At 67.0% G+C, this 23,350-nt stretch carries 21 protein-coding genes and 1 tRNA gene; 16 read left to right on the top strand and 6 right to left on the bottom strand.

What is annotated here, in order from left to right:
• Positions 1-55: 55 nt before the first annotated feature.
• Positions 56-868 carry an enoyl-CoA hydratase gene (locus tag AX750_RS18385; RefSeq protein ID WP_066734685.1) on the bottom strand — a complete coding sequence of 271 codons (813 nt, stop codon included), beginning with the start codon at positions 866-868 and terminating at the stop codon, positions 56-58.
• 118 nt (positions 869-986) lie between these two features.
• On the opposite strand from AX750_RS18385, the gene AX750_RS18390 reads away from it, so the two are divergent.
• The 7 genes from AX750_RS18390 (at position 987) to argC (ending at position 6,251) form a co-directional block, all read left to right on the top strand.
• A complete protein-coding gene (locus AX750_RS18390; RefSeq protein ID WP_245282439.1) occupies positions 987-1,430 on the top strand; it encodes a PaaI family thioesterase in 444 nt (147 codons plus the stop codon).
• Between the two features lie 255 nt (positions 1,431-1,685).
• Positions 1,686-2,147, top strand: coding sequence for a 50S ribosomal protein L13 (rplM, locus tag AX750_RS18395; protein ID WP_066734687.1), 462 nt, complete (start codon positions 1,686-1,688; stop codon positions 2,145-2,147).
• 2 nt (positions 2,148-2,149) lie between these two features.
• Positions 2,150-2,629: a 30S ribosomal protein S9 gene (gene rpsI, locus AX750_RS18400; RefSeq protein ID WP_066734688.1), complete on the top strand. Its 480-nt coding sequence runs from the start codon at positions 2,150-2,152 to the stop codon at positions 2,627-2,629.
• A gap of 226 nt (positions 2,630-2,855) precedes the next feature.
• Positions 2,856-3,605 (top strand): SDR family oxidoreductase, encoded by a 750-nt coding sequence (locus AX750_RS18405; RefSeq protein ID WP_066734690.1) that lies wholly within the window; start codon positions 2,856-2,858, stop codon positions 3,603-3,605.
• A gap of 124 nt (positions 3,606-3,729) precedes the next feature.
• Entirely contained in the window at positions 3,730-4,011 is a 282-nt protein-coding gene (locus AX750_RS18410) for a hypothetical protein (protein WP_066734694.1), read from the top strand.
• A gap of 16 nt (positions 4,012-4,027) precedes the next feature.
• The gene (gene speB / locus AX750_RS18415; RefSeq protein ID WP_066734697.1) at positions 4,028-4,984 is read left to right on the top strand and encodes an agmatinase; all 957 of its coding nucleotides are present in this window, start codon (positions 4,028-4,030) and stop codon (positions 4,982-4,984) included.
• A 331-nt stretch (positions 4,985-5,315) separates the two neighbouring features.
• Positions 5,316-6,251: an N-acetyl-gamma-glutamyl-phosphate reductase gene (argC, locus tag AX750_RS18420; protein WP_066734698.1), complete on the top strand. Its 936-nt coding sequence runs from the start codon at positions 5,316-5,318 to the stop codon at positions 6,249-6,251.
• 73 nt (positions 6,252-6,324) lie between these two features.
• Here argC and AX750_RS18425 read toward each other — a convergent pair whose 3' ends face one another.
• Complete coding sequence (locus AX750_RS18425) at positions 6,325-7,173, bottom strand: fumarylacetoacetate hydrolase family protein (protein WP_066734699.1); 849 nt, start codon at positions 7,171-7,173, stop codon at positions 6,325-6,327.
• Positions 7,174-7,590: 417 nt separating this feature from the next.
• On the opposite strand from AX750_RS18425, the gene AX750_RS18430 reads away from it, so the two are divergent.
• Positions 7,591-8,937, top strand: coding sequence for an outer membrane protein transport protein (locus AX750_RS18430; RefSeq protein ID WP_066734701.1), 1,347 nt, complete (start codon positions 7,591-7,593; stop codon positions 8,935-8,937).
• Positions 8,938-9,025: 88 nt separating this feature from the next.
• Here AX750_RS18430 and phaC read toward each other — a convergent pair whose 3' ends face one another.
• Positions 9,026-10,849, bottom strand: coding sequence for a class I poly(R)-hydroxyalkanoic acid synthase (gene phaC, locus AX750_RS18435; RefSeq protein ID WP_066734704.1), 1,824 nt, complete (start codon positions 10,847-10,849; stop codon positions 9,026-9,028).
• A gap of 119 nt (positions 10,850-10,968) precedes the next feature.
• Here phaC and AX750_RS18440 point away from each other — a divergent pair, with 119 nt between their 5' ends.
• The 8 genes from AX750_RS18440 (at position 10,969) to AX750_RS18475 (ending at position 20,109) form a co-directional block, all read left to right on the top strand.
• The gene (locus AX750_RS18440; protein WP_066734707.1) at positions 10,969-11,421 is read left to right on the top strand and encodes a hypothetical protein; all 453 of its coding nucleotides are present in this window, start codon (positions 10,969-10,971) and stop codon (positions 11,419-11,421) included.
• A gap of 206 nt (positions 11,422-11,627) precedes the next feature.
• Positions 11,628-12,848: an LL-diaminopimelate aminotransferase gene (locus AX750_RS18445; protein ID WP_066734712.1), complete on the top strand. Its 1,221-nt coding sequence runs from the start codon at positions 11,628-11,630 to the stop codon at positions 12,846-12,848.
• Between the two features lie 201 nt (positions 12,849-13,049).
• Positions 13,050-13,484, top strand: coding sequence for a hypothetical protein (locus tag AX750_RS18450; protein ID WP_156450086.1), 435 nt, complete (start codon positions 13,050-13,052; stop codon positions 13,482-13,484).
• Between the two features lie 57 nt (positions 13,485-13,541).
• Positions 13,542-14,888, top strand: coding sequence for a homoserine dehydrogenase (locus AX750_RS18455; protein WP_066734716.1), 1,347 nt, complete (start codon positions 13,542-13,544; stop codon positions 14,886-14,888).
• Positions 14,889-14,952: 64 nt separating this feature from the next.
• On the top strand, positions 14,953-15,951 hold the full coding sequence (gene glpX / locus AX750_RS18460; protein ID WP_066734719.1) for a class II fructose-bisphosphatase: 999 nt from the start codon (positions 14,953-14,955) through the stop codon (positions 15,949-15,951).
• Positions 15,952-16,075: 124 nt separating this feature from the next.
• Positions 16,076-17,878, top strand: a complete 1,803-nt coding sequence (gene recJ / locus AX750_RS18465) for a single-stranded-DNA-specific exonuclease RecJ (RefSeq protein WP_066734722.1) — start codon at positions 16,076-16,078, stop codon at positions 17,876-17,878.
• 157 nt (positions 17,879-18,035) lie between these two features.
• Positions 18,036-18,110, top strand: a tRNA-Glu gene (locus tag AX750_RS18470).
• Between the two features lie 142 nt (positions 18,111-18,252).
• Complete coding sequence (locus AX750_RS18475) at positions 18,253-20,109, top strand: site-specific integrase (RefSeq protein ID WP_066734724.1); 1,857 nt, start codon at positions 18,253-18,255, stop codon at positions 20,107-20,109.
• A gap of 175 nt (positions 20,110-20,284) precedes the next feature.
• Here AX750_RS18475 and AX750_RS18480 read toward each other — a convergent pair whose 3' ends face one another.
• Genes AX750_RS18480 through AX750_RS18490 form a run of 3 tightly spaced genes read right to left on the bottom strand, consistent with a single transcriptional unit; the run spans position 20,285 to position 23,342 of the window.
• Positions 20,285-21,124, bottom strand: coding sequence for a hypothetical protein (locus AX750_RS18480; protein ID WP_066734726.1), 840 nt, complete (start codon positions 21,122-21,124; stop codon positions 20,285-20,287).
• A 2-nt stretch (positions 21,125-21,126) separates the two neighbouring features.
• A complete protein-coding gene (locus AX750_RS18485) occupies positions 21,127-22,371 on the bottom strand; it encodes an AAA family ATPase (protein WP_066734728.1) in 1,245 nt (414 codons plus the stop codon).
• A gap of 29 nt (positions 22,372-22,400) precedes the next feature.
• On the bottom strand, positions 22,401-23,342 hold the full coding sequence (locus tag AX750_RS18490) for a hypothetical protein (RefSeq protein WP_066734731.1): 942 nt from the start codon (positions 23,340-23,342) through the stop codon (positions 22,401-22,403).
• Positions 23,343-23,350: the final 8 nt, after the last annotated feature.

Consider the following 23,350-nt stretch of genomic DNA (forward strand, 5'->3'; position numbering starts at 1 on the left):
AGGGGCCGACACCTCACCCCTGCCCCTCTCCTTACAGGAGAGGGGTTCCCCGCGCCTACCCCTCCCAGACCGGCGCCCGCTTCTCGACGAAGGCCCCGATGCCTTCTTCGGCATCGCGCGCCAGCATATTCTCGACCATCACCGCCGAGGCGTGGTCGTAAGCTTCAGCCAGGTCCATCTCGCGCTGCTCGTAGAAGGCGCGCTTGCCGATGCGGATGGTCGCGGTGGATTTCGAGGCGATCACGGCCGCCAGCCGCTTCGCCTCCCTGAGCGCGCTGCCGGCCGCCACGACGCGGTTGACCAGCCCCATCCGCGCCGCCTCCTCGGCGGGCACCATCTCGCCCAGCAGCAGCATCTCCATCGCGTGCTTGGCCGAGAGGTTGCGCGTCAGCGCGACCATCGGCGTCGAGCAGAACAGCCCGATATGGACGCCCGGCGTGCAGAACCGCGCGGCATCGCCCGCCACCGCGAGGTCGCAGCTGGCGACGAGCTGGCAGCCGGCCGCCGTCGCCGTGCCCTCGACCGCCGCGATCACCGGCTGGGGCAGGGCGGTGATCTGCTGCATCACGCCCGAGCAGCGCCCGAGGACGTCAGTGAAATAGGCACGGCCGCGATCGGGATCGGCGCGATGCGCGCTCATCTCCTTCAGATCGTGCCCGGCGCAGAACACCGGGCCTTCGGCTGCCAGCACGACCGCCTTGACGCTCCGGTCGGCGGCGATGGCGGTGAAGCTTTCGGCCAGCGCGGCCAGCATCGCCTCGCTGAGCGGATTGCGCGATTGCGGCCGGTCGAGCGTGAGGACGGCGATGCCCTCGCTGTCCTCGCGCCGCAGCGCGGGTGCCGCCTCGGGGCGGGCATGGGCGTTCATGGCGGTGACCTCGGCGTTTCCGTGAGCGTTTGCCTGTGCGTTTTGCCGTATTGTCCGCCGCGCTCCCCCATGCTGCAAGGGGCATCTCCTCATCGCTGCCTGTGCCGGACCGCCCGAGATGACCCTGCGCGACCCCACGCCCCGCATGAACGCCGCGCAGCTCGAGGCCTTTCTCGACGAGGTCTTCCCGCAGCTCCACAGCGGCGGGCGGACCTATTTCGTCGAGGAGGTCGGGCCGATGAGCGCCCGCATGCGCTGCGACTATCACGAGAAGCATCTGCGCCCAGGGGGCACGATTTCGGGCCCGACGATGATGGCGCTGGCCGATCTCGCGCTCTACGCCGCGATCCTCGGCCAGATCGGCCCGGTCGCGCTCGCCGTCACCACGAGCCTGTCCTTCAACTTCCTGCGCAAGCCGGCGCCCGCAGCCCTGATCGGGGAGGCGAGGTTGCTCAAGCTCGGCAAGCGGCTCGCGGTCGGCGAGGTCTCGCTCTACTCGCAGGGCGAGAGCGAGATGGTCGCCCATGCGACGGGGACCTATTCGATTCCGGTGGAGCGCTGAGGTCAACGCGGCGTCATCCTCGGGCCTCACCCGAGAATCGCCGGCCCGAGAGACTCGGGTCAAGCCCGAGCAAGACGAACGAGATGCGGTACTATGATACCGTTTTCGGCATTTCTCTGAAAACAATGCGTTTTTCGGTTTCCCAAGCACTGAGCAACGGTTGACACCGGAGCGGCCTGCCACTATCCCCCGCTCACACCGCCGCCGGTTCTCCGGCGGCTTGTCCTTTTTTCAACGCTCCGAAGGGTGCCCGCGATGAAGACCATCTCGCTCAAGCCCGCCGATGTCGAAAAGAAGTGGGTTGTGATCGACGCCTCCGGGCTCGTCGTCGGCCGTCTCGCCTCCGTGGTGGCGATGCGTCTGCGCGGCAAGCACAAGGCGGCCTACACCCCCCATGTCGACTGCGGCGACAACATCATCGTCATCAACGCCGACAAGGTGGTCCTGACCGGCCGCAAGCGCGACCAGAAGGTGTACTACCACCACACCGGCTACGCCGGCGGCATCAAGGAGCGTTCGGCCAAGTTCATCCTCGAGGGGCGCTTCCCCGAGCGGATCGTCGAGAAGGCCGTCGAGCGCATGCTGCCCCGCGGCCCGCTCTTCCGCCAGATCCTCGGCAACCTGCGCGTCTACAAGGGCGCGGAGCACCCCCATGCGGCCCAGTCGCCGGAGACGCTCGACGTCGCCGCGCTCAACAGCAAGAATGCGAGGGTCTGATCATGGCTGAAGTTCTCCAGTCTCTCGCCGATCTCGGTGGCGTCAAGACGACCCAGGCCGAGGCCGCTCCGGTCCACGTCAAGAAGGTCGACGCCCAGGGCCGCGCCTATGCCACCGGCAAGCGCAAGAACGCCATCGCCCGCGTCTGGATCAAGCCCGGCACCGGCAAGATCACGGTCAACACCCGTGACCAGGAGGTCTATTTCGCGCGCCCCGTGCTGCGCATGGTCCTCCAGCAGCCGCTGCAGCTCGTCGATCGCCTGACCCAGTACGACGTCGTCGTCTCGGTAAAGGGCGGCGGTCTCTCCGGCCAGGCCGGCGCGGTGCGCCACGGCATCTCCAAGGCCCTGACCTTCTACGAGCCCGAGCTTCGCGGCCCGCTCAAGAAGGAAGGCTTCCTGACCCGCGACTCGCGCGTCGTCGAGCGCAAGAAGTTCGGCAAGGCCAAGGCCCGCCGCAGCTTCCAGTTCTCGAAGCGCTGATCGTTTCCAGACTGTCCGATCTATGGAAAGGGCGGCTCGCAAGGGCCGCCCTTTTCGTATTGACTGAGCCTCCAGCCCTCATCCTGAGGAGACCGCGCAGCGGTCGTCTCGAAGGATGCTTTAGGACGCTACGGTAGCATCTGGAGCATCCTTCGAGACGCGGGCAGCGGGCCCGCTCCTCAGGATGAGGGCTCGGGTCTGAAACGCGAACATCCAAGGAGCCGCCATGTCCCGCCCCGTCCTCCTCGTCACCGGCGGCAGCCGCGGTATCGGCGCCGCCATCTGCGTGATGGCCGCGCAGCGCGGCTATGACGTCGCGGTGAACTACCAGAGCGCGGCAAAGGCCGCGGCCGAGGTCGTCGCGGCCTGCGAGGCAGCCGGGGCGAAGGCGGTCGCGCTTCAGGGCGACATGGCGCGCGAGGAGGACATCACGCGCGTCTTCGAGGCGGCGAAAGAGGCGCTTGGGCCGCTGACCCATGTCGTCAACAATGCCGGCATCACCGGGCGGGCGAGCCCGCTCGCGCAGGCGGATGCGGCCGTGATCCGCACCTGCATCGACGTGAACGTGACGGGGGCGATCCTCGTGGCGCGCGAGGCCGCACGCGCTCTGATTGCCAACGGCACGGCGCGGGGCAGGGCGATCGTCAATGTTTCTTCGGTCGCGGCCACGATCGGCGGTGCCGGCGAATATGTCTGGTATGCAGCCTCCAAAGGCGCGATCGACAGCCTCACGCTGGGACTGTCGAAGGAGCTGGCGCCCGGCATCCGCGTCAATGCGGTCGCGCCCGGCATCACCGAGACCGATATTCACGGCGTCTCGACCGGCGACGCCGCCCGTGTCGGACGTATCGCCCCGCTGGTGCCGATGCAGCGCGCGGCGACCGCCGAGGAAATCGCCGAGACGGTGCTTTTTCTGCTCTCCGATGCAGCGTCCTATGTGACGGGCTCGATCCTGCGCGTCGGCGGCGGGCGGTAGCAGGTCATTGCGAGCGCAGAGAGGCCATCCGGCCTCGCGCGCTCGACGTTTCCCTGGATGGGTCGCTGCGCTCGCCATGACGGACGGGGTTTCCTCGGAAGAGCGGCTGCGATAGGCCACGACCATGCGTGTCCTCCTGACTCTCATCGCTTTCGGCATGATCGCCGTGCCGGCCCTGATCGCGCTGGCCCGGCGGGACCTGCCGCGGGGGCGGCGCATCGCCAGCGCGCTGGTGATCTTCCTGGCGCCGGCCGTCGCGCTCGGTGTGATCCATGGCGTGCCGGAGCTGGATGGGCGCGCGCTCCAGAACCCGGTCGCCTGGACGACTCTGCGGCTGGTGCTCTCGGCGCTGGCGCTGATCCTGCCCTGGTGCCTCTATGTCTGGCTGATGGGGCGTCGCCCGTGAGCCGGGGAGAGCGGCGATGACCGAGCAGGCTGGCCCGGGCTCGATCGACCATGCCTTCACCGGCGAGCGCCGCGGCGGTGCGGGCGACCCGACCTATGCAGGCGCGCTCTCCTTCATGCGCCGGCGCTATGGCAAGGACGTCGCCGGCTGCGATCTCGTGATCTGGGGCGTGCCCTTCGATCTCGCCGTGACCAACCGGCCCGGCGCTCGCTTCGGCCCGCAGGCGATCCGCCGCGCCAGCGCGATCTTCGACGGCGATCCGCAATACCCCTCCGGTCTCGATCCCTTCGCGCATCTCACGGCCCTCGACTATGGCGACTGCCTGCTGCCGCGCGGCGACCTGCCGGGTTGCGCCCGCGCCATCGAGAGGGAGGCCGCGGGCATCCTCGCCTCAGGCGCGCATCTTGTGACGCTGGGCGGCGACCATTTCGTCACACTGCCGTTGCTGCGCGCCCATGTCGCCCGCCATGGCCCGCTCGCCCTGATCCAGTTCGACGCGCATCAGGACACCTGGGATGACGGCGTCGGCGCCATCGGCCACGGCTCCTTCGTGCTGGAGGCGGTGCGCGAGGGGTTGATCGACATCGAGCGCTCGATCCAGATCGGCATCCGCACCGTCGCGCCGCGCGACGGCGGGGTCGCGATTCTCGACGCCTACACCGTCCATGACCTTGGTGTGGCGAGAACGCTCGCGCGGATCCGCGAGCGGGTCGGGGAGGGGCCGGCCTATCTGACCTTCGACATCGACGCGCTCGACCCCGCCTTTGCGCCGGGCACCGGCACGCCGGTCTCGGGCGGGTTGTCGTCAGAGCAGGCGCTGCGCCTGGTCTGGGGCCTGCGCGACCTCGACATCCGCGGCATGGACCTCGTTGAGGTCTCGCCGCCTTACGACCATGCCGACATCACCGCGATCGCGGGCTCGACCCTGGTGCAGCACCACATCCAGGCGCTGGCGGTGAAGAAAACGCGTTGAATCGGATTGTCCGCCGGTCACGCCAAGCGATTCGGATCGTTCAAGAACGCGTTTCCGTCATGGTCGGCACAAGGCCGTCCAGGACGCTGGTCGTCGCTCTGCGCCGCGTGAGAGTGACGATGCAATTGACAGCGCCCCCTCCCTCCCTCATATCCCGCCCATGACCATGAGCCTGTCCCGACGTCGCCCTGTCACGGCCGCCCCCGCGCGACCGCGATGACGCTCGGCTTGCAGTCCGACTGTCCGCGACCGCGCCCGGAGCGCGGTTTTTTTATGCCCGAAGCCGGCCAAGCTTCTTGAGCCGATCCCCCAGACGCCTTGCGAGGGTCCGATGAGCCAGAACCCGAAATCCATCTTCATCGACGGCGAAGCCGGGACCACCGGACTCGGCATCCGCGACCGGCTGGCGGGGATGCCGGGTGTCGTCGTCCGCAGCATCGATCCCGAGAAGCGCAAGGACCCGGTCGCCCGCCAGGAGATGATGGCGCAGGTCGATCTCGTCGTGCTCTGCCTGCCGGACGACGCGGCGAAGGAATCGGTCGCGCTCGCCGACGCGCTCGGCGCGAAGTCGCCGAAGATCGTCGACGCCTCGACCGCCTATCGCGTCGCGCCGGACTGGGTCTACGGTTTCGCCGAGCTGGAGCACGGCCACGCCGCGACCATCGCCAAGGCGACCCGCGTCTCCAACCCCGGCTGCTATCCCACCGGCGGCATCGCGCTGCTGCGGCCGCTGATCGATGCCGGTTTCATCCCGCAGGATTACCCCGTCACCATCAATGCGGTGTCGGGCTATTCGGGCGGCGGCAAGAGCATGATCGAGGCCTATGAGGCCGGCACGGCCCCGGCCTTCGAGCTGTACGGCCTCGGCCTCAAGCACAAGCACCTGCCGGAGCTGCAGCGCTATGCGCGGCTGTCGCGGCGGCCGATCTTCATTCCGTCCGTCGGGAATTTCCGGCAGGGCATGCTGGTTTCGGTGCCGCTGCATCTCGACACGCTGCCGGGCAAGCCCAAGGCGGCCGATCTCGCCGATGCGCTCGCCGAACATTATGCCGGCTCGACCTATGTCTCGGTCGTTCCCGCCGCGCAGACGGGCGGCAAGCTCGAGCCGCAGGCGCTCAACGACACCAACAAGCTGGAACTGCGCGTCTTCGGCGACGACGATCTGCGCCAGGCGGTGCTGGTCGCGCGGCTGGACAATCTCGGCAAGGGCGCTTCGGGCGCTGCCGTGCAGAACATCCGGCTGATGCTGGGGCTGGCGGAGAAGTGAGCCGGCCCCTGCGGCGGTGGTAACAAAAAAGGGCCGCGCGAGCGGCCCTTTTCCATGTCCGAGCGGAGAAATCTCAGCCCTGATAGGCCTTGAAGTGCTGCTGCTGCTCGCCGAGGCCCTCGATCCCAAGCTTGACGACCTCGCCGCCCTTCAGGAAGCGCGGCGGCTTGAAGCCGAGACCGACGCCGGGCGGCGTGCCGGTGGTGATGACGTCGCCCGGATCCAGCCGCATGAATTGGCTGATATAGTGGACGAGATACGCGCAGCCGAAGATCATCGTCTTGCTCGAGCCGTTCTGGACGCGCTCGCCATCGACCTCGAGCCACATGGCGAGGTTCTGGACGTCCTTGACCTCGTCCGTCGTCACCAGCCAGGGGCCGAGCGGGCCGAAGGTCGGGCAGCCCTTGCCCTTGGCCCACTGGCCGCCGCGCTCGATCTGGAACTCGCGCTCCGAGACGTCGTTGCAGACGGCGAAGCCCGCGATCGCGGCAAAAGCCTTGTCCTCCGGGATGTAGGAGCCGCCGTCGCCGATCACGATGGCGAGCTCGACCTCCCAGTCCGTCTTCTTCGAGCCCTTGGGAATGATCACGTCGTCGTTGGGGCCGACGATGCAGTTCGGCGCCTTGTTAAAGAGGATCGGCTCCTTCGGAATCTCGGCGCCGGTCTCGGCCGCATGGTCGGCGAAGTTGAGGCCCACCGCGATGAAGTTGCGCACATCGCCGACGCAGGCGCCGATGCGCGGCGCACCATCAACCTTCGGCAGCGTCTGCGGATCGAGCGCCTTGATTTTCGCCAGCGAGCCCGACGTCAGGGCCTTGCCGGCGACGTCCGGAATGATGCCGGAAAGGTCGCGCAGGACGCCCTGGGCGTCGAGGAGGCCCGGCTTTTCCTGGCCGGCAGCCCCGTAGCGTAGCAGTTTCACGTCGTTTCCCCCGTTTCAAACGATCTAATTGGGAGGGGAACCTGACAAGACGCCGCCGCGAAAGACAAGCCCATTCGCGCGCATGCCCCGGATGCGAGGGGCTGCCCATGCGATTGTTGCGGGAATGCAACGAGGGTCGCGAAAGCGGAGTGCCCGTCTCTTGGGCGCTGCTGTCTCGAAACGCGCCAGAAACACGAAAACCCGCGATAGTTCGCATGTAAACGATATCTTTAGCGCGGCGTTGAAGCCGGCAACAGGAAAAACGGACAAGTTCGGGGCATTTTCGTGCCTTCCCCACCGTCAAATCCGACGGCTGGTCCAAATTCGGCGACTTCGCGGCGGCATTGCGGCGAAGGGCGGCTCGCGGCATGCTCGGATTCGAGACGGGCGTTGCAGCCCGAAGAAACGAAAGACGGGATGGATTCGATGAAGGGCATCGTTCGTACAGCCGCCGCAGCCACGGTTTCGGTCGCGGCCCTCCTCGCCGCCGGCGCGGCCCAGGCGGGCTCCTTCGCGATCCGCAGCGGCCAGAGCGCCGAGGGTCTCGGCATGGCTTATGCGGGCGCGGCTTCCGGCGGCATCGGCATGGGCGCAATGGCCTGGAACCCGGCCACGATCACCATGTTCCCCGGCCGCAACAGCCAGTGGAACGTCACCTATCTCAACGCCAACGCCTCCTATGATCCGACCTCGCCGACGCGGCTGGGCTCGCCGGTCGGCCCGCTGAACCCGATCCAGAACGGCTCCGGCAACATCGGCGGCGACGGCGCCTTCATTCCGGCCTCCTACTCGAACTGGCAGCTCACCGACCGGTTCTGGATCGGCCTGACCACGGGCGCGCCCTTCGGCCTGCGCTCCAAGGCCGAGGATCAGGTCTATGCCGGCCAGGTCTATGGCCGCTCGGCCAATCTGAAGACGATCAACGTCTCCCCGACGATCGGCTACAAGGTCAACGACTGGCTCTCCGTCGGTGCCGCCGTCCAGGTGCAGTACCTCAAGACCAGCCTGAAGAACGCCACCGGCGCGACGCTCGGCACGGCGATCGGGCCCTTCGCCCCCAACCAGATCCTCAAGGGCGACACCGTCGATGTCGGCTTCCGGGTCGGTGCGACGTTGACCCCGCGCGAGGGCACGACGATCGGTATCGCCTACCGCTCCTCGATCCATCAGACCCTCGAGGGCACGATCTCGACGGTGGCCGGCGTCGGCCCGATCAAGGCCAATCTGAACCTGCCGGACTCTGTGGTCTTCGGCGTGTCGCAGGTCATCAACGACCAGTGGCAGGCCCATCTTGGCGTCGAGTGGACCAACTGGAGCCGTTTCCGCCGCATCCCGATCGTCAGCCAGATCAGCGGCCTGCCGATCTCGAGCCTGAACTTCGTCTATGACGACAGCTGGTTCTTCAGCGGCGGCGTCGAGTACAAGTACAATCAGGCCCTGACGCTGCGCGCCGGTGTCGCCTATGAGCTGTCGCCGGTGAACGACACCAACCGGACCGTCTTCATCTCGGACAACGACCGCCTCTGGCTCTCGGCCGGTGCGAGCTACCAGGTCACCGACAAGCTCAAGCTCGACCTCGGCTACACCTATATCAATGTGAACAAGGCGAAGGTGAACTACAGCGGCACCCATCCGCAGCAGGGCCCGGTCTTCTTCACCGCCGAGGCCAAGCCCTATATCCACATCGTCTCGGCCGGCCTGACCTATCGCTGGGACAACCCGGCCCAGACGATCCCGGTGCAGCCGGCGGTTCGCAAGTTCTGAGCGCAACCACAGCGTCTCACGAGAAAGCCGGCCCTCACGGGCCGGCTTTTTTGTTGAGAGAATGCCAGCGGGTGGAACTGTCGGGGGGTTACGCCTTCTTCAGCACATAGGTCCCCGGCGCATCGGCGAGGGCCGGCAGTTTGCCGGCTCCCGGCACCCGCGCCTTGACCCGCTTGGGCGCCTGCGCCTCGACCCAGGAAAACCAGTGCGGCCACCAGGAGCCGGGATGCTCCTGTGCCGCCGCGATCCAGTCCTCATAGGTTCCGCGCGCCGGCCCGCCGGTCCAATACTGGTACTTGACCTTGCCGGGCGGGTTGACCACGCCGGCGATATGGCCCGAGCCCGCGACGATATAGTCGACCGGCCCGCCGAAGCATTGCGAGCCGGTGAAGACCGAGCGGGCCGGGGCGATGTGGTCCTCGCGCGTCGCGAGATTGTAGATCGGGATCGCCACCTTCTTGAGATCGAGCCGCTGGCCGCCGACCACCATCTCGCCCTTGGAAAGCTTGTTCTCCAGATAGCAGTTGCGCAGGTAGAAGGAGTGGTTTGCCGCCGGCATCCGCGTCGAATCGGAGTTCCAGTAGAGCAGGTCGAACGGCGTCGGCGCCTTGCCCTTCAGGTAGTTGTTGACCGCATAGGACCAGATCAGGTCGTTGGGGCGCAGCATGTTGAAGGCGCCCGCCATGCGCGCGCCATCCAGATAGCCGCTCTTGGTCATCTGCTCCTCGACGGCCCGGATCTGCTCCTCGTCGACGAAGACGGAGAGCTCGCCGGCCTGTGCGAAATCGACCTGGGTGGTGAAGAAGGTCGCGCTCTCGATCCGCTTGTCCCCGACCGCCGCCATATAGGCCAGCGTCACGCCGAGCAGCGTGCCGCCGACGCAATAGCCGATGGCGCTGACCTTCGTCTCGCCGGTCGCCCGCTCGATCGCCTCCAGCGCGGCGAAGACGCCCTCGCGCATGTAGCTCTCGAAATCCTTGCCGGCGTGGCGCTCGTCCGGATTGACCCAGGAGATGCAGAACACCGTCAGGCCCTGCGCCACGCACCAGCGGATGAAGCTTTTCTCCGCATTGAGATCGAGGATGTAGAACTTGTTGATCCAGGGCGGCACGATCAGGAGGGGGCGCTTCAGCACGGTCTCGGTCGCCGGGGCGTACTGGATCAGCTCCATGATGTCGTTGCGCCAGACGACCTTGCCCGGCGTCGAGGCGATGTTGACGCCGATCTGGAAGGCACCCGGATCGGATTGCCGAATCTTGAGTTCGCCCCGGCCGGCCTCGATGTCCTCCGCCAGCATCTTCATGCCGCGGACGAGATTCTCGCCGTTCTGCTGCAGCGTCTCGCGCAGCAGTTCGGGGTTCGTCGCGACGAAATTGGAGGGCGAGAGGGCGCTGGCGATCTGCTTCACATAGAAGCGCGCCTTCTCGCGGGTGTGGGGATCGAGATCCTCGGCCCGATCGACCATCGATTCGGCCCAGCGCGTGCCGATCAGATAGGCTTGCTTGACGAAGTCGAACATCGGATGCGCCGACCAGTCGGGATCGGCGAAGCGCGCATCGCGCTTGTCGGGCTCGATCACGGGCTTGGCCTCCTCGCCGCCGGCCCGCTTGAGCATCGTGCTCCACAATGTCAGGAAATCGCCGGTAAGCGAGGCCTGCGCCTCGATGATCTTGCGCGGATCGGAGACCCATTTCTCGGCGACGCGGCCGAGCGTCTTGACCATTTCACTGGCTTCGTCGGCCTGCCCGCCCTTGGCCTCGCCGCGCTCGATCGGTTTCAGATAGGCGGCGGTGACCTTGCCGTATTCCTCGACGAGCCGGCTCATGTTCTGGGCGAAAGCGTCGAGATCCGGCACCGGCACCTCGGCCGCGCCGTTCGCACCCGCGGACGTCTCCCCGGTTCGCCGGTCCATCGCGCTCTCCCCGTCGCACGTCTTCTGTTGGGGCTGCTGTCTGCTCCCCATTTTGGTCCTATTAAGGACGTAGCGGATATCGGCTACAAAGAGAATTCCGCAACAGGCCGGATCGACCCATGCCGCAAGCCCGACTCCAGTCCACGCCGCTCCTGCCGCTGCTGATGCTGACGGGTCTGGCCGTCGCAGTGGCGGGCTGCGCCGGCGAAACGGGCAAGAGCGTCGCGGAGGCGGCGGGAATGGCCACCACAGCCGCCGAACCCAAGCCCTTCGTGCGCGAAACCCGACCGTCGGATCCAACCTACATCCCGATTGGCACGACCGTGCAGGTGAACCCGCTCTGCGAGGGAGACACGCCGAGGCCGGCTTTCGTTCCGCAGGGGCAGGCGGCCCGCTTCCTCTACCGCCCGGACGGTCGCAAGCCGAACGAGGATTGCAAGCCGCGAGCCGAGTTCAAGAAGATCGAGGCCGAACTCGAGGCCAAGCGCAGCGCCAACGAGGCCGCCGGCAACGTGGCGAAGACGCTGGGCTCCACGCCCGCCCCCAAGCCGGCCGCGATTCCCACCAATTGACCTGACCGGCGCTCGGCGGCCGCCGCGCAGGCCGTGCTACGCTCGCGATTGAATCTTGCGTTTTCGGTCCGCCCGTGACCAAAGATGCGGCGAGAGGCGCGCTGCGCGCAACGATCTGAATCGCGGGGAGGGCGCGGCACCGTCGGGGCCGGCCCGGGCGTTCCCGCAGGCATGATGCCGGCCCGGCCGGCGAAGGAACTACTCGAATGGCCGATTTTCACCGCATCAAGCGCCTGCCGCCCTACGTCTTCGAACAGGTCAACAAGATCAAGGCGGCCGAACGCGCCAAGGGCGTCGACATCGTCGATCTCGGCATGGGCAATCCCGATCTGCCGGCGCCAAAGCATGTCATCGAGAAGCTGGTCGAGACCGCCGGCAAGCCGCGCACCGATCGCTATTCGGCCTCCAAGGGCATCGGCGGGCTGCGCCGCGCGCAGGCGAACTACTACGAGCGCCGCTTCGGCGTGAAGCTCAATCCCGATACCCAGGTCGTCGCGACACTGGGCTCCAAGGAAGGCTTCGCCAACATGGCGCAGGCCATCACCGGGCCGGGCGACGTTGTGCTGGTGCCCAACCCCAGCTATCCGATCCACGCCTTCGGCTTCCTGATGGCGGGCGGCGTGATCCGCTCCGTACCGGCCGAGCCGACGCCGGCCTTCTTCCCGGCGCTCGAGCGGGCGATGATCCATTCGGTGCCCAAGCCGATCGCGCTCGTCACCTGCTATCCGGCGAACCCGACCGCCTACACCGCCTCGCTCGATTTCTACCGGGACCTCGTCGCCTTCGCGAAGAAGCACGAGCTGATCCTGCTCTCGGACCTCGCCTATGCCGAGGTCTATTTCGACGAGAACGACCCGCCGCCTTCGATGCTGCAGGTGCCGGGCGCGATGGACGTTACCGTCGAGTTCACCTCGATGTCGAAGACCTTCTCGATGGCCGGCTGGCGCATGGGCTTTGCGGTCGGCAACGAGCGGCTTCTGGCGGCGCTCGCCCGGGTGAAGTCCTATCTCGACTATGGCGCCTACACCCCGATCCAGGTCGCGGCGGCGGCCGCCCTCAACGGCCCCGACGATTGCATCCGCGAGATGCGCGAGATCTACCGCAAGCGCCGCGACGCGCTGGTCGAAAGCTTCGGCAAGGCCGGCTGGGAGTTTCCGGCTCCTGCCGCCTCGATGTTCGCCTGGGTGCCGATCCCAGAGAAGTTCCGCCATCTCGGCTCGCTGGAGTTCTCGAAGCTGCTGATCGAGAAGGCCGAGGTCGCGGTCGCGCCCGGCATCGGCTTCGGCGAGCATGGCGACGACTTCGTGCGCATCGCCATCGTCGAGAACGAGCAGCGCATCCGCCAGGCCGCGCGAAACATCGGCCGCTTCCTGAAGGGTGCCGACCACACCCTGCACAACGTCATCCAGATGCCGAAGGCGGGGTAGGAGGGCTCCGTCGCGGAGCGTCATGCTCGGGCTTGACCCGAGCACCTCGTGACACGCGGCGCTGATGCTCAATCTGCCAGAGATTCTCGGGTCTCCGCTGCGCTGCGCCCGAGAATGACGGCAGCCTTCCTCTGGACCCCGAACCCGAAACATGGGAACCCGTCGCCACGGACGAACCCGTCCGGAACGGGGCTTTCACGCGTGATGTTCAGCAAAGGCCGTCTGCTCGCCGGGGGCGTGGTTCTCTTCGCGCTGGTCTGCCTCGTCAGCACCTATGACTTCTCGCGCGGGCGCGTGCCGCAGACGAACTCGCCGCTGATTTCGGATGTGCTCGCCGCGACCACCGCCCGCGAATGCGGCCGCGACGCCACCGAGGTGGTCGCCCGTCATCTCCCGCCGGGCATCGAGCAGGCGGCGGCTGAAAAGATCCTGGCCGAGGCGGTGATCGAGCCGCCGAAGCCCTGGTTCTGGACGCCGGTGAACGAGAGCGCCACGAGCTGGAACGGCGACACGCTGGAAGCTTTGCGCACCATCAAGATCACCGCCTTCGGCACCAATCTCCTGCGCATCCACATGACGTTTGGAGAGGGCAAGCTGCGCCGCCTTGCCGCCGAGGTCGTCTGCCGGTTCGGCTGAGCGCAAGACGGGGCTTCGCCGTTGACTCGCACGCGCCGCTCATGCGACGCCGCCGCCATGACCAGCGCCCCTGCACAGCCCGCCGCCACCCCGCTTCGCATCGGCCTTGCCGGGCTCGGAACCGTCGGCGCCTCGGTGCTGCGCATCCTGCACCGGCAGGAGAACGCGCTCAGCGAGCGCTGCGGCCGCGCCATCCGCGTCACGGCCGTCTCCGCCCGCGACAGGACGCGTGATCGCGGCGTCGACCTCGGCGGACTGACCTGGTTCGACGATCCCGTTGCCCTTGCGCGCTCGCCCGAGATCGATTGCCTGGTCGAGCTGGTCGGCGGCTCGGACGGCCCGGCCAAGGCCGCGGTCGAGGCGGCTCTCGCAGCCGGCAAGCCGGTCGTGACCGCCAACAAGGCGCTGCTCGCCCATCACGGCGTCGCGCTCGCCGCGCTGGCGGAGGAAAAGGGCGTCGCGCTCGCCTTCGAGGCCTCCTCGGCCGGTGGCATCCCGATCGTCAAGACGCTGCGCGAGGCACTCGCCGGCAACACTGTGACGCGGCTCTACGGAATCCTCAACGGCACCTGCAACTACATCCTCTCGCGCATGGAGATGGAGGGGCTGACTTTCGAGGCCTGCCTGAAGGACGCCCAGCGGCTGGGCTATGCCGAGGCCGACCCGACCTTCGACGTCGAGGGTTATGACACCGCCCACAAGCTCGCCATCCTGACCAGCCTCGCCTTCGGCACGAAGATCGACGCCGAAGCGATTCATGTCGAAGGCATTTCCTCGATCACGCCGCTCGACCTCAAGATGGCCGACGAACTCGGCTACCGGATCAAGCTGCTCGGCGTCGCCGAGCGGACCAAGGCCGGCATCGAGCAGCGCGTCCACCCGACCATGGTACCGAAATCCTCGGCCATCGCGCAGGTGATGGGCGTGCTCAACGCGGTCACGGTCGATGCCGACGCCGTGCGCGAACTCACCCTCGTCGGCCCCGGTGCCGGTGGCGACCCCACCGCCTCCGCCGTCGTCGCCGACATCGCCGACATCGCCCGCGGTACGGCGGGGCTGCCCTTCGGCCTGCCGGTCGCACGGCTCGAGACCGCGGCCCGCACCCCGATGCAGCGCCACGAGGGCGGCTACTATGTCCGCCTCTCGGTGGTCGACCGCCCCGGCGCCGCCGCCGGCATCGCGACCCGCATGGCCCAGGCCGACATCTCGCTGGAGAGCATCGTCCAGCGCCGTTCCCCGGCCGCCGCGGCGCAGGATCCGGCCGGGCGCTCGGGCACGCCGGTCCCTGTTGTGCTGATCACCTACGCCACGAGCGAGGCCGCCATCCGCTCCGCTTTGGAGCAGGTCTCGGCCGATGGGCATATCGCCGAACCGCCGCAAGTCATCCGGATCGAACGGGAGTAGGGTTTTCGGCGTTGTTGACGCCGTGACCGCTCGCCGCCATCCGCAAAACCAAAGGGAACCGCTCATGTCCGACGATCTCCGCATTTCCTCCTCCCAGATCATCGAGCGCTATCTCTCGATGGAGCTGGTGCGCGTCACCGAGCGCGCGGCCGTCTCGGCGGCGCGGCTGCGCGGCCATGGCAACGAGAAGGCGGCGGACCAGGCGGCGGTCGACGCGATGCGCCGCGAACTGAACCGCCTGCCGATCGATGGCGAGATCGTCATCGGCGAGGGTGAGCGCGACGAGGCGCCGATGCTCTTCATCGGCGAGAAGGTCGGCACCCGCCAGGGTCCGAAGGTCCATATCGCCGTCGATCCGCTGGAAGGCACGACGCTCTGCGCCAAGGACATGCCCGATTCGATCGCCGTGATGGCGATGGCGGAGGCCGGCAAGCTGCTCAACGCGCCCGACGTCTACATGGACAAGATCGCGATCGGCCCCGGCTATGCCCGCGGCGTCGTCGATCTCGACGCGTCGCCCACCGACAACATCCACGCGCTGGCCAAGGCCAAGGGCGTCAAGCCGAGCGAAATCTCGACGCTGATCATGGACCGCCCGCGCCATGCCAAGCTCATCGAGGAGGTGCGCAAGACCGGCTGCTCGATCCGCCTGATCACCGATGGCGACGTCGCCGGCGTGATCTATTGCACCGAGCCGCACAAGACCGGCATCGACCTCTATCTCGGCATTGGCGGCGCGCCCGAGGGCGTGCTGGCCGCGGCGGCGCTGCGCTGCGTCGGCGGCCAGATGCAGGGTCGCCTGATCCTCGACACCGAGGAGAAGCGCGCGCGTGCGCTCACCATGGGCGTCACCGACCCGAACAAGAAGTACAGCATGGAAGAGATGGCGTCGGGCGACACCATCGTCTGCGCCACCGGCGTCACCAATGGCGGCATGCTCCGGGGCGTGAAGTTCGGCAAGGACGTGATCGAGACGGAGACGATCGTCTATCGCTCGATCACCGGCACGGTCCGCCGCATCCACGGCGAACACCGCGACTTCGGCAAGTTCAAGCTGGATTGAGCCGCAACCGGCGACCAACCTGATCGCGACGGCCGGGCTTTCCCGGCCGTTCTGCATTGGAAGTCGTGGCGAGCCGCGGGCCTACGGTTGACGAACGCGCGCGCCTGCGCGACGCCCTACGCCCATGAGTCTGAACCCTCCGCGCGCTTTTCTCGGCGTCACCCGCTCCGCGCTGGGCCGGCCCTGGCGAGACCGGCTCGACGCCGCCGGCCTCGGCCGAGCCGAGGCGCTGGCGCAGGTCGAGGGCATTCCCGACATCCTGGCGCGGCTCCTGGCCGGCCGCGGGGTCGAGCCCAACGAGGCGGCAACCTTTCTCGAGCCGAAGCTGCGTGACCTGCTGCCCGATCCGGGCACGCTGATCGACATGGGGCCCGCTTCCGACCGCCTCGCGCGCGCGGTCGCGACCCGCGAGCGCGTTGCGATCTTCGGCGATTACGATGTCGACGGCGCCTGTTCGGCGGCGCTGCTGGCGGGTTTCCTATCCGCGGGCGGCGCCCAACCACGCATCCACATCCCCGACCGGCTGATCGAAGGCTACGGCCCCAACAGCGAGGCCATCCGCCAGCTCGCGGCGGAAGGGGCGACGCTGCTCGTCACCGTCGATTGCGGCACCACGAGCCACGAGCCGCTGGCCGACGCCAGGCGGCTGGGGCTCGACGTCGTCGTGCTCGACCATCATCAGGCGCCCGAGCGGCTGCCGGAGGTCGAGGCGCTGGTCAATCCGAACCGGCAGGACGATCTCTCGGGACTCGGCCATCTCTGCGCCGCCGGCGTCGTCTTCCTGGCGCTGGTCGCCACCCGTACCGTGCTGCGCCGCCAGGATGTCTGGGCGGCCCGCGGCGGCGAGCCCGATCTGCTCGCAGCGCTTGACCTCGTCGCGCTCGCGACGGTCGCCGACGTCGTGCCGCTGCGCGGGCTCAACCGGGCCTTCGTGCGCCAGGGCCTCGCCATCCTGCGCGCGCGCGCCCGGCCGGGCCTGGCGGCGCTGATGGATGTCGCGGGGCTCGACGGGCCGGTGCAACCCTGGCATCTCGGCTTCCTGCTCGGCCCGCGCATCAATGCCGGCGGCCGCATCGGCGATGCCGGCCTCGGCGCCCGCCTTCTGCTGACGGCGGACGAGATCGAGGCGCGCAGCATCGCCGCCGAACTCAACCGCCTGAACCAGGAGCGCCAGGAGATCGAGCGCCAGGCCGTGATCGAGGCGATCTCGCAGGCCGATCATGCGCTGATGCGCGATCCCGCCGCGGCGGTGCTGCTGGCGAACTCGCCGGACTGGCACCCCGGCATCGTCGGGCTGGTGGCGGCGCGGCTGAAGGAGCGCTTCCGCAAGCCGGCCTTCGCGCTGGCACTCAATCCGGAGGGCGGCGCGACCGGATCCGGCCGCTCGGTCGCCGGAGTCGATCTCGGCCGGGCGGTGCGGGCGGCCGTCGAGGCCGGGCTCGCGGTCAAGGGCGGCGGCCACGCCATGGCGGCCGGCGTCACCCTCGCGCCGGGGCAGGGCGATGGTTTCCACGCTTTCCTCGCCCAGCGGCTCTCCGCCGAGGTCGAGGCGGCCGGCGAATCGGAAGCGCTTTTCGTCGACGCCGCGCTCAGCGCCGGCGGGGCGACGCCGCGCCTGCTCGCCGAGATCGAGCGCGCCGGCCCCTTCGGCCAGGGCAGCCCGGAGCCGGTCTTCGTCTTTCCCGCCCACCGTCTGACCGATGCGGTCGAGATCGGCAGCGGCGGGCATGTCCGCGTCAAGCTCAAGGGCGGCGACGGCGCCAGCGTCGGCGGCGTCGCCTTTCGCTGCGCGCAGGAGCCGCTTGGCCGCGCCCTGCTGGCGGCCCGCGGCGAGAGCGTCCATCTCGCGGCCACGCTGAGCCTGAACCGCTGGGGCGGGCGGGAGACGGCGGAGCTGCGTGTCCTCGACCTGGCGAAGCCGGTCTGAGCGGCTCCGTCGCCCTCCGGACTGGTCTATCCCTCGGCGAGAGGCCGGATGTCGCAGCCGCGTCACGGGAAAAGCCCAAACGCACGCTTGCGGAGCCGCGAGCCTGCCACTATACCTCGCCCCGCTTCGACACGAGCCGCCCGCGGTTCGGAAGCCCGCGACCTTCGTCTATCGGTTAGGACACCAGCCTTTCACGCTGGGGAGACGGGTTCGACTCCCGTAGGTCGCGCCACTCAGTTGGCTAAGTCGTTGATTTTCAACGAAATCACTGATAGAAGATCGGGCTCAGGCGGCTCTGGTAGGATTCCTGGTATGAATCCTGGTATGAATCAGTGCCGGGCAGGGCGCTGATGGGACGGTCTTCAACCTCCGGGATGATCTATCTGGTGAAGCGCCCGGAAGGGGGCTTCAGCTATGTTCGCCACCTGGCCAACGGACTGGCTGAATCGATTTCGGGCGATCTGCAGCTCTCGTGGTCGAGCGAGCGGCGGAAGGTCGGCGGCCGGCCCGTGATCAAGGTGGCCCTGGCCACCAGCGATCTGTCGATCGCGCGCCAGCGGTGGCTTGAAGTCCATCCTCAGGTCGAGCGCCTGATCGACTTCGCGAAGACGACGTTTCCACGTCGACGCGCGCGTCCCCCCGGCGCCACGCGTCTGCCGGCTTTGCCCCAAGAGACGATCCGGCAGATTGCGGATGACGTCTATCGGCGCATCCTGGCCACCGATGATGAAGAGGCGCTGTCAGGGCGCCCGGCCGACCTCACCGAAATCATCTATGGCAACATGGCCGCTGCTGGCGACGGTAAGGAAATCAGCCTCTACGCCGCGAAGCGGGAAGCCCATCTTCGGGAGTTGGACCATCTGATGGCGCATGTCCGTCAGATAGACACCTACGACTTCGACGGTGCGCGGAAAGTGCCCTCGCTCGTAAGCCTGACCAGTAAGGGATTGTCGGTCGATCAGGCACGCTCTGCCAGGAACGACCTCGCAGCCGTGATCGGGGAAAGCGCGGTCGAATCCGTTCTCGCTGAAATAGGCGTCGATCTGCCTCATGGTCATCCGGACCGCAGGCTCCTGGCTCTCGAAGTCATACGCGCCGGCATCAGGGGCCATCAGGCCGTACTCGACCGCATGAAGGGGGATGCTGTGCCGACCCCAGTGCAAGCGCCGCTGCCGGTCGTCGTAGAAGCCGTGCCGGGCTTGAGGTTGGTCGAGGCCTACCAGACCTGGAAAACCGAGCGGAAGCCGTCGGCACGTACGGCAGAGGCCTATCGGCTCTATGTCGATCGATTCATTGAGATCAACGGCGACGTCCCGCTGTCGTTGATCTCGAAGAAGCATGTCCGCGCTTATCGCGATGCGCTGACGGGATGTCCCCGACACGTCCCGAAAGACATGGCTGGCCGACCCTTCTGGGAACTCCACAGCTGGGCTGCGTCAGAGCGCCAGCCCGTACTCTCACGTGCAACCATCAACGACAAGGCGATTGGTGCCATTTCCGCTGTGCTCGCCGTGGCTGTGCGCAACGGAGAGATCGAGAGCAATCCCTGTGAAGGGATGAAGTTCGCACTCAAGGAGGGCGAGGTCTCGACGCGCAAGCCCTACGACGATGGTGACCTGGAAAGGCTGCTGGCGTCCCCGGTTTACGCCGATGGTCAACGGTATGATGCGGGGGGCGGCGAGGCTCAGAAGTGGCTTCCGTTGATCAGCCTGTTTTCTGGCGCAAGGCTGGAGGAAATCGGCCAGCTCCGCTTGGTCGACGTCAAGAGCGAGAATGGCATCGACTTTTTCGATATGCGGGAGGTCGACGAGACACCCGGACAGAGCACGAGCCGCAAAACTAAGTCATCGCGCCGGCGCGTGCCGATCCACCGGGTGCTGATCGAGATGGGCCTGCTCGCCTACGTCGAGGAGCAACAGAAGCTGAACGTGCTGCGGCTGTTCCCGGAATTGCGCGAGTATGAGGGCAAGACCACCCACTACTTCAGCAAATGGTGGGGACGCTACGCGCGGGGATTCGTGACGAAAGACCGGGACAAGACGTTCCATAGCTTCCGTCACAGGGCGGTCGATGAGCTTCGCAAGCGAGCCCTGTACCCCGTCGCCCAGGCCGTTTTGGGACATCACCTGGGCGACACGACGAGTGGTTATGGCTCCGGATTCGATCTTGTCGCTCTGAACGATGCTGTTCAGTCGATCGAATACCCGCAATTCAAGGCGAGCAGGGCCTAGACGGGCCGGTTCGCAGCAAAACCTGGAGGCAAGGAGCACGGAACCGAAAGTGAAGGTGCCGTGCCCAACAATGGGATGTGTCTTCGCCCGGTTCCGGAGCACGGCGGTGGCACAAGGGTGAGTTGCGAGCCGATTGAGCGGAAAGTTCAAGTTTTCCCGGCACCAGAAAGGCCCATCAGCCGCGACCATTATGTCTCGCGAGCTGACTGCGGCCACACCAGTGGTTTGGCCGGCGCGCAAGCTTCCCCATGACCCAGTCATGGACGATGCGTTCCAGGATGATGAGGAGCCTGTCGGCATCCTCGCCCGTTGGGCGGAAGATGTAGATCTCTTCCGCCTTGTCGATGCGAAGGGTCTCTCCGAACTTGTAGCGGGTCCACCGGATCTGCTCCTCGGGGGCGAGTCCCAACATGGCGCAATGCTCACGTCCGGCGGGCGTCTGCAGGAAGGCATTGAAGCTCGCATTCCTGATCCGCTGATGAAGCTGCTTTTCGAAGACGCGCTTGCTCATGTCGTGGGGGCGACGCAGCGCGAAGAGATGACCGTCCAGGCTGACGGGCGAGCCGGGCAGGGGCTGTCTTCGTGGAGCAAACTGCTGGAACTCCCAGTCCTGAAAGCCGATTTCCTGCTTATGCCCATCACGCGTCCGCACATGCGAGGCGTACCTCATGCGATTCATGGCCTCGAGCCGGCCGCGCGGATCAGCGAGTTCGGTCGCGGAAAGTTTGTACAGTGGCATGTGGAGACGGTCGGCGACGCTCTTGAGACCGCTCGCTCGATCAGGCGTATCGAAGTCGACGCCGCAGCAGGCAACGTAGGGATACGTCCAGACGCTCGGCTGGTAGCGGCCGATGAAGGCAGGATCGGTGAATGCCGTATCGGGGAGGGGCCGGATGCCTGGGCCGCCGACCCTCGGCCACTGCGTCTTGAGATAGCAGGAGACGGAGGCAGCGCTGCCAATGGGCCGGATCCTGCGCAGCTGGGGGACGGGCGCGCCCAAAACGGTCGTAGTCATGTCTAGATTCGTCTTTCCAAGTTTTCGTCGGCTGGAGGTTCCTGAGGGGTCCGACCTTCCCCTAACTCCCGCTCCGTTTCTCGCTTCGACACAGATCGGACGAATCCGATCGGCCTTCTCGTGCCCTCTTTCCCGGCCAGCAGGACCCGCTCGGCGCCCTGAATGTCAGCGTCTATGAGGTTGCGCCGACCGGCTTCGCAGGCGAAGCCCATGGCGATGGTCCAGAGCCGCGACAGGGTTCGCGGGTTATGCCCGGCAGTCGCCTCAAACAGGGCGGGCGCCGGCTCTGCGAAGGCACGAGCAGCCCGGAGATTTGCCTCATGGAAGATGCTCCGCTGGATGGCGAGCATCTCGGCCTCCGTCGTCTCGATCTGGAACACGATCAAGCGGTCGATGATGCTCGGCGGCAGGGGATCGAGGCTGTTGGCGGTGGCGAACCAGAAGATGTGGTCGGCCCGGATAGGCAGATCCACGAACTCGTCGACGAAGCAGGCGGCGTTCTCGCGCTCGAGGAGCGAGTGTAGGACGTTGATCGGCGTCTCGGACGGGTTGATCGGAGAGGCCTTCTCGATCTCATCGATGACGATGAGCGGACAGGCATGGGTACTTTCGATCAGAAGCTTCGCCACCTTACCGGGGCAAGACGCTTTCCAGACGGGTGACAGCCCGCTGAACGTCGAGCCGCGATCCGTCATCATGTTCATCGCGATGACCTCGCTCGGAACGGCGAGCGCTTCGGCGAGCTTGCGAGCGTAGAAGGTCTTGCCCACGCCCGGCGCCCCGACCACGACAACGGGATCGAGCCGCAAAGGCGTGTTCGTCACATGGCTCAGCATCGCGGCCCTGACCACCCAGGCCGTGACCGCAGCGAACTGAGGACAGATTTGGTCCAGCGATCTCAGGCGCTCGAGCATGGCCTCATCCGCGATGACGAGCTTGCGCCATGGGCCGCGGTTGTCGTGGAGCATGCGGCTCCAGAGCCTGACCTGGCGCGCCTGCGCGGCATCCTCGTCATTGTTGGATTCAGCGGGGTCGCCGATGAAGCCATCGCCATGGCCCAGCCGCCGCGCGAGCCGATCGGCGTCGAAGATTTCGATCACGGGTCCGATGGGCTGGGACGGCTCCCTATCCGGCTCGGTTTCGCGGTGCATAGGTCCGCCGTCGGGGCGTTGGTCGCGCAGCAGTTCGATCAGAGCGCGGGGGCCATCGTCACGCCACGCCGCCACAGTGTCGATGTCGCCGTCCAAGGGTGGCTTGGGCCTATGCATCACGTGCCTCACAGCTCGACGCCGCTGAGCGCGGAGATGAAGGGCGCTCCCTGCCACGCGATACGGCGCCCGACGCCGAGCGCGATCTCGACCAGAGCTCGCATGTGGTCAGGGTCGCAGTTGCGCTCGCAGATCAGGCGCTCGGCGTCGAGCTTGGCGACCAGATCATCCGTGTTTCGCGCGGGCCAAAGGCCAACTTGGCAGAGCTTCGCATAGGCAAGGACGAGGGCGCCGCGCGTCGCTCCATACCAGTACGGACCGGCCTCATCGGGCTCCGACCAGGCGTCGACTGACCTGAGATGCGTCTTGGCCTCGTTCAGCAAAGCGGCGAGATCGGGAGGCTGGTTGAACCAGGCTTCGAGCGCGAGAGCGTCCTCCAGCCGGTAGCTGCTGGGCGCGGTGCGGGCGCCTTCCAAGGCGTGGCCGTAAACCTCGCCACGGAACCGGGTCGCGGTCTCTCGATGCTCCGGCGGAACGCGTCCGTCGCGGGTGAGGCCCATGATGTCAGAAGTGCGGTGGCGCTGCAGCGCGCGCATCATCAGCTCGGTTGTGTGGACGCCTCTGCCGCTTCGATACTGCTCATCGCGCTCGCGCGCCAACATGGCATGCGCGACGCGATCCTCGGGGGAGATCGCCGGCACGAGCAGCATGGCGATTTCGCCTGCGTGGGCGAGAATGGCGAGCGCATTGCCGGTGTCGACGCGTTCCTCGAGTGCGGAAGGGTCAGCCTCCGCGAGTGCGAGGAAACGGGCATACTGTTCTGCATGAACGAGAGCCCGATCGCGCAGGTCGAGCAGCGGCGGCAGGCGGTCAAACAACATGGCATGCCGCTCGAGATCGTCGTCCGTCTTGGGCAATAGCATCTCGATAGCGGCAAGCTCATCGATGACAACTGCTGTCTCCGACGAGAGATTGAGGTCACGAAGCGTTGCGGTATTGATGTCGGTCATGGTCCAGG

The sequence above is a fragment of the Methylobacterium sp. CCH7-A2 genome (assembly GCF_001557075.1).
Taxonomy (GTDB): Bacteria; Pseudomonadota; Alphaproteobacteria; order Rhizobiales; family Beijerinckiaceae; genus Allobosea; species Allobosea massiliensis.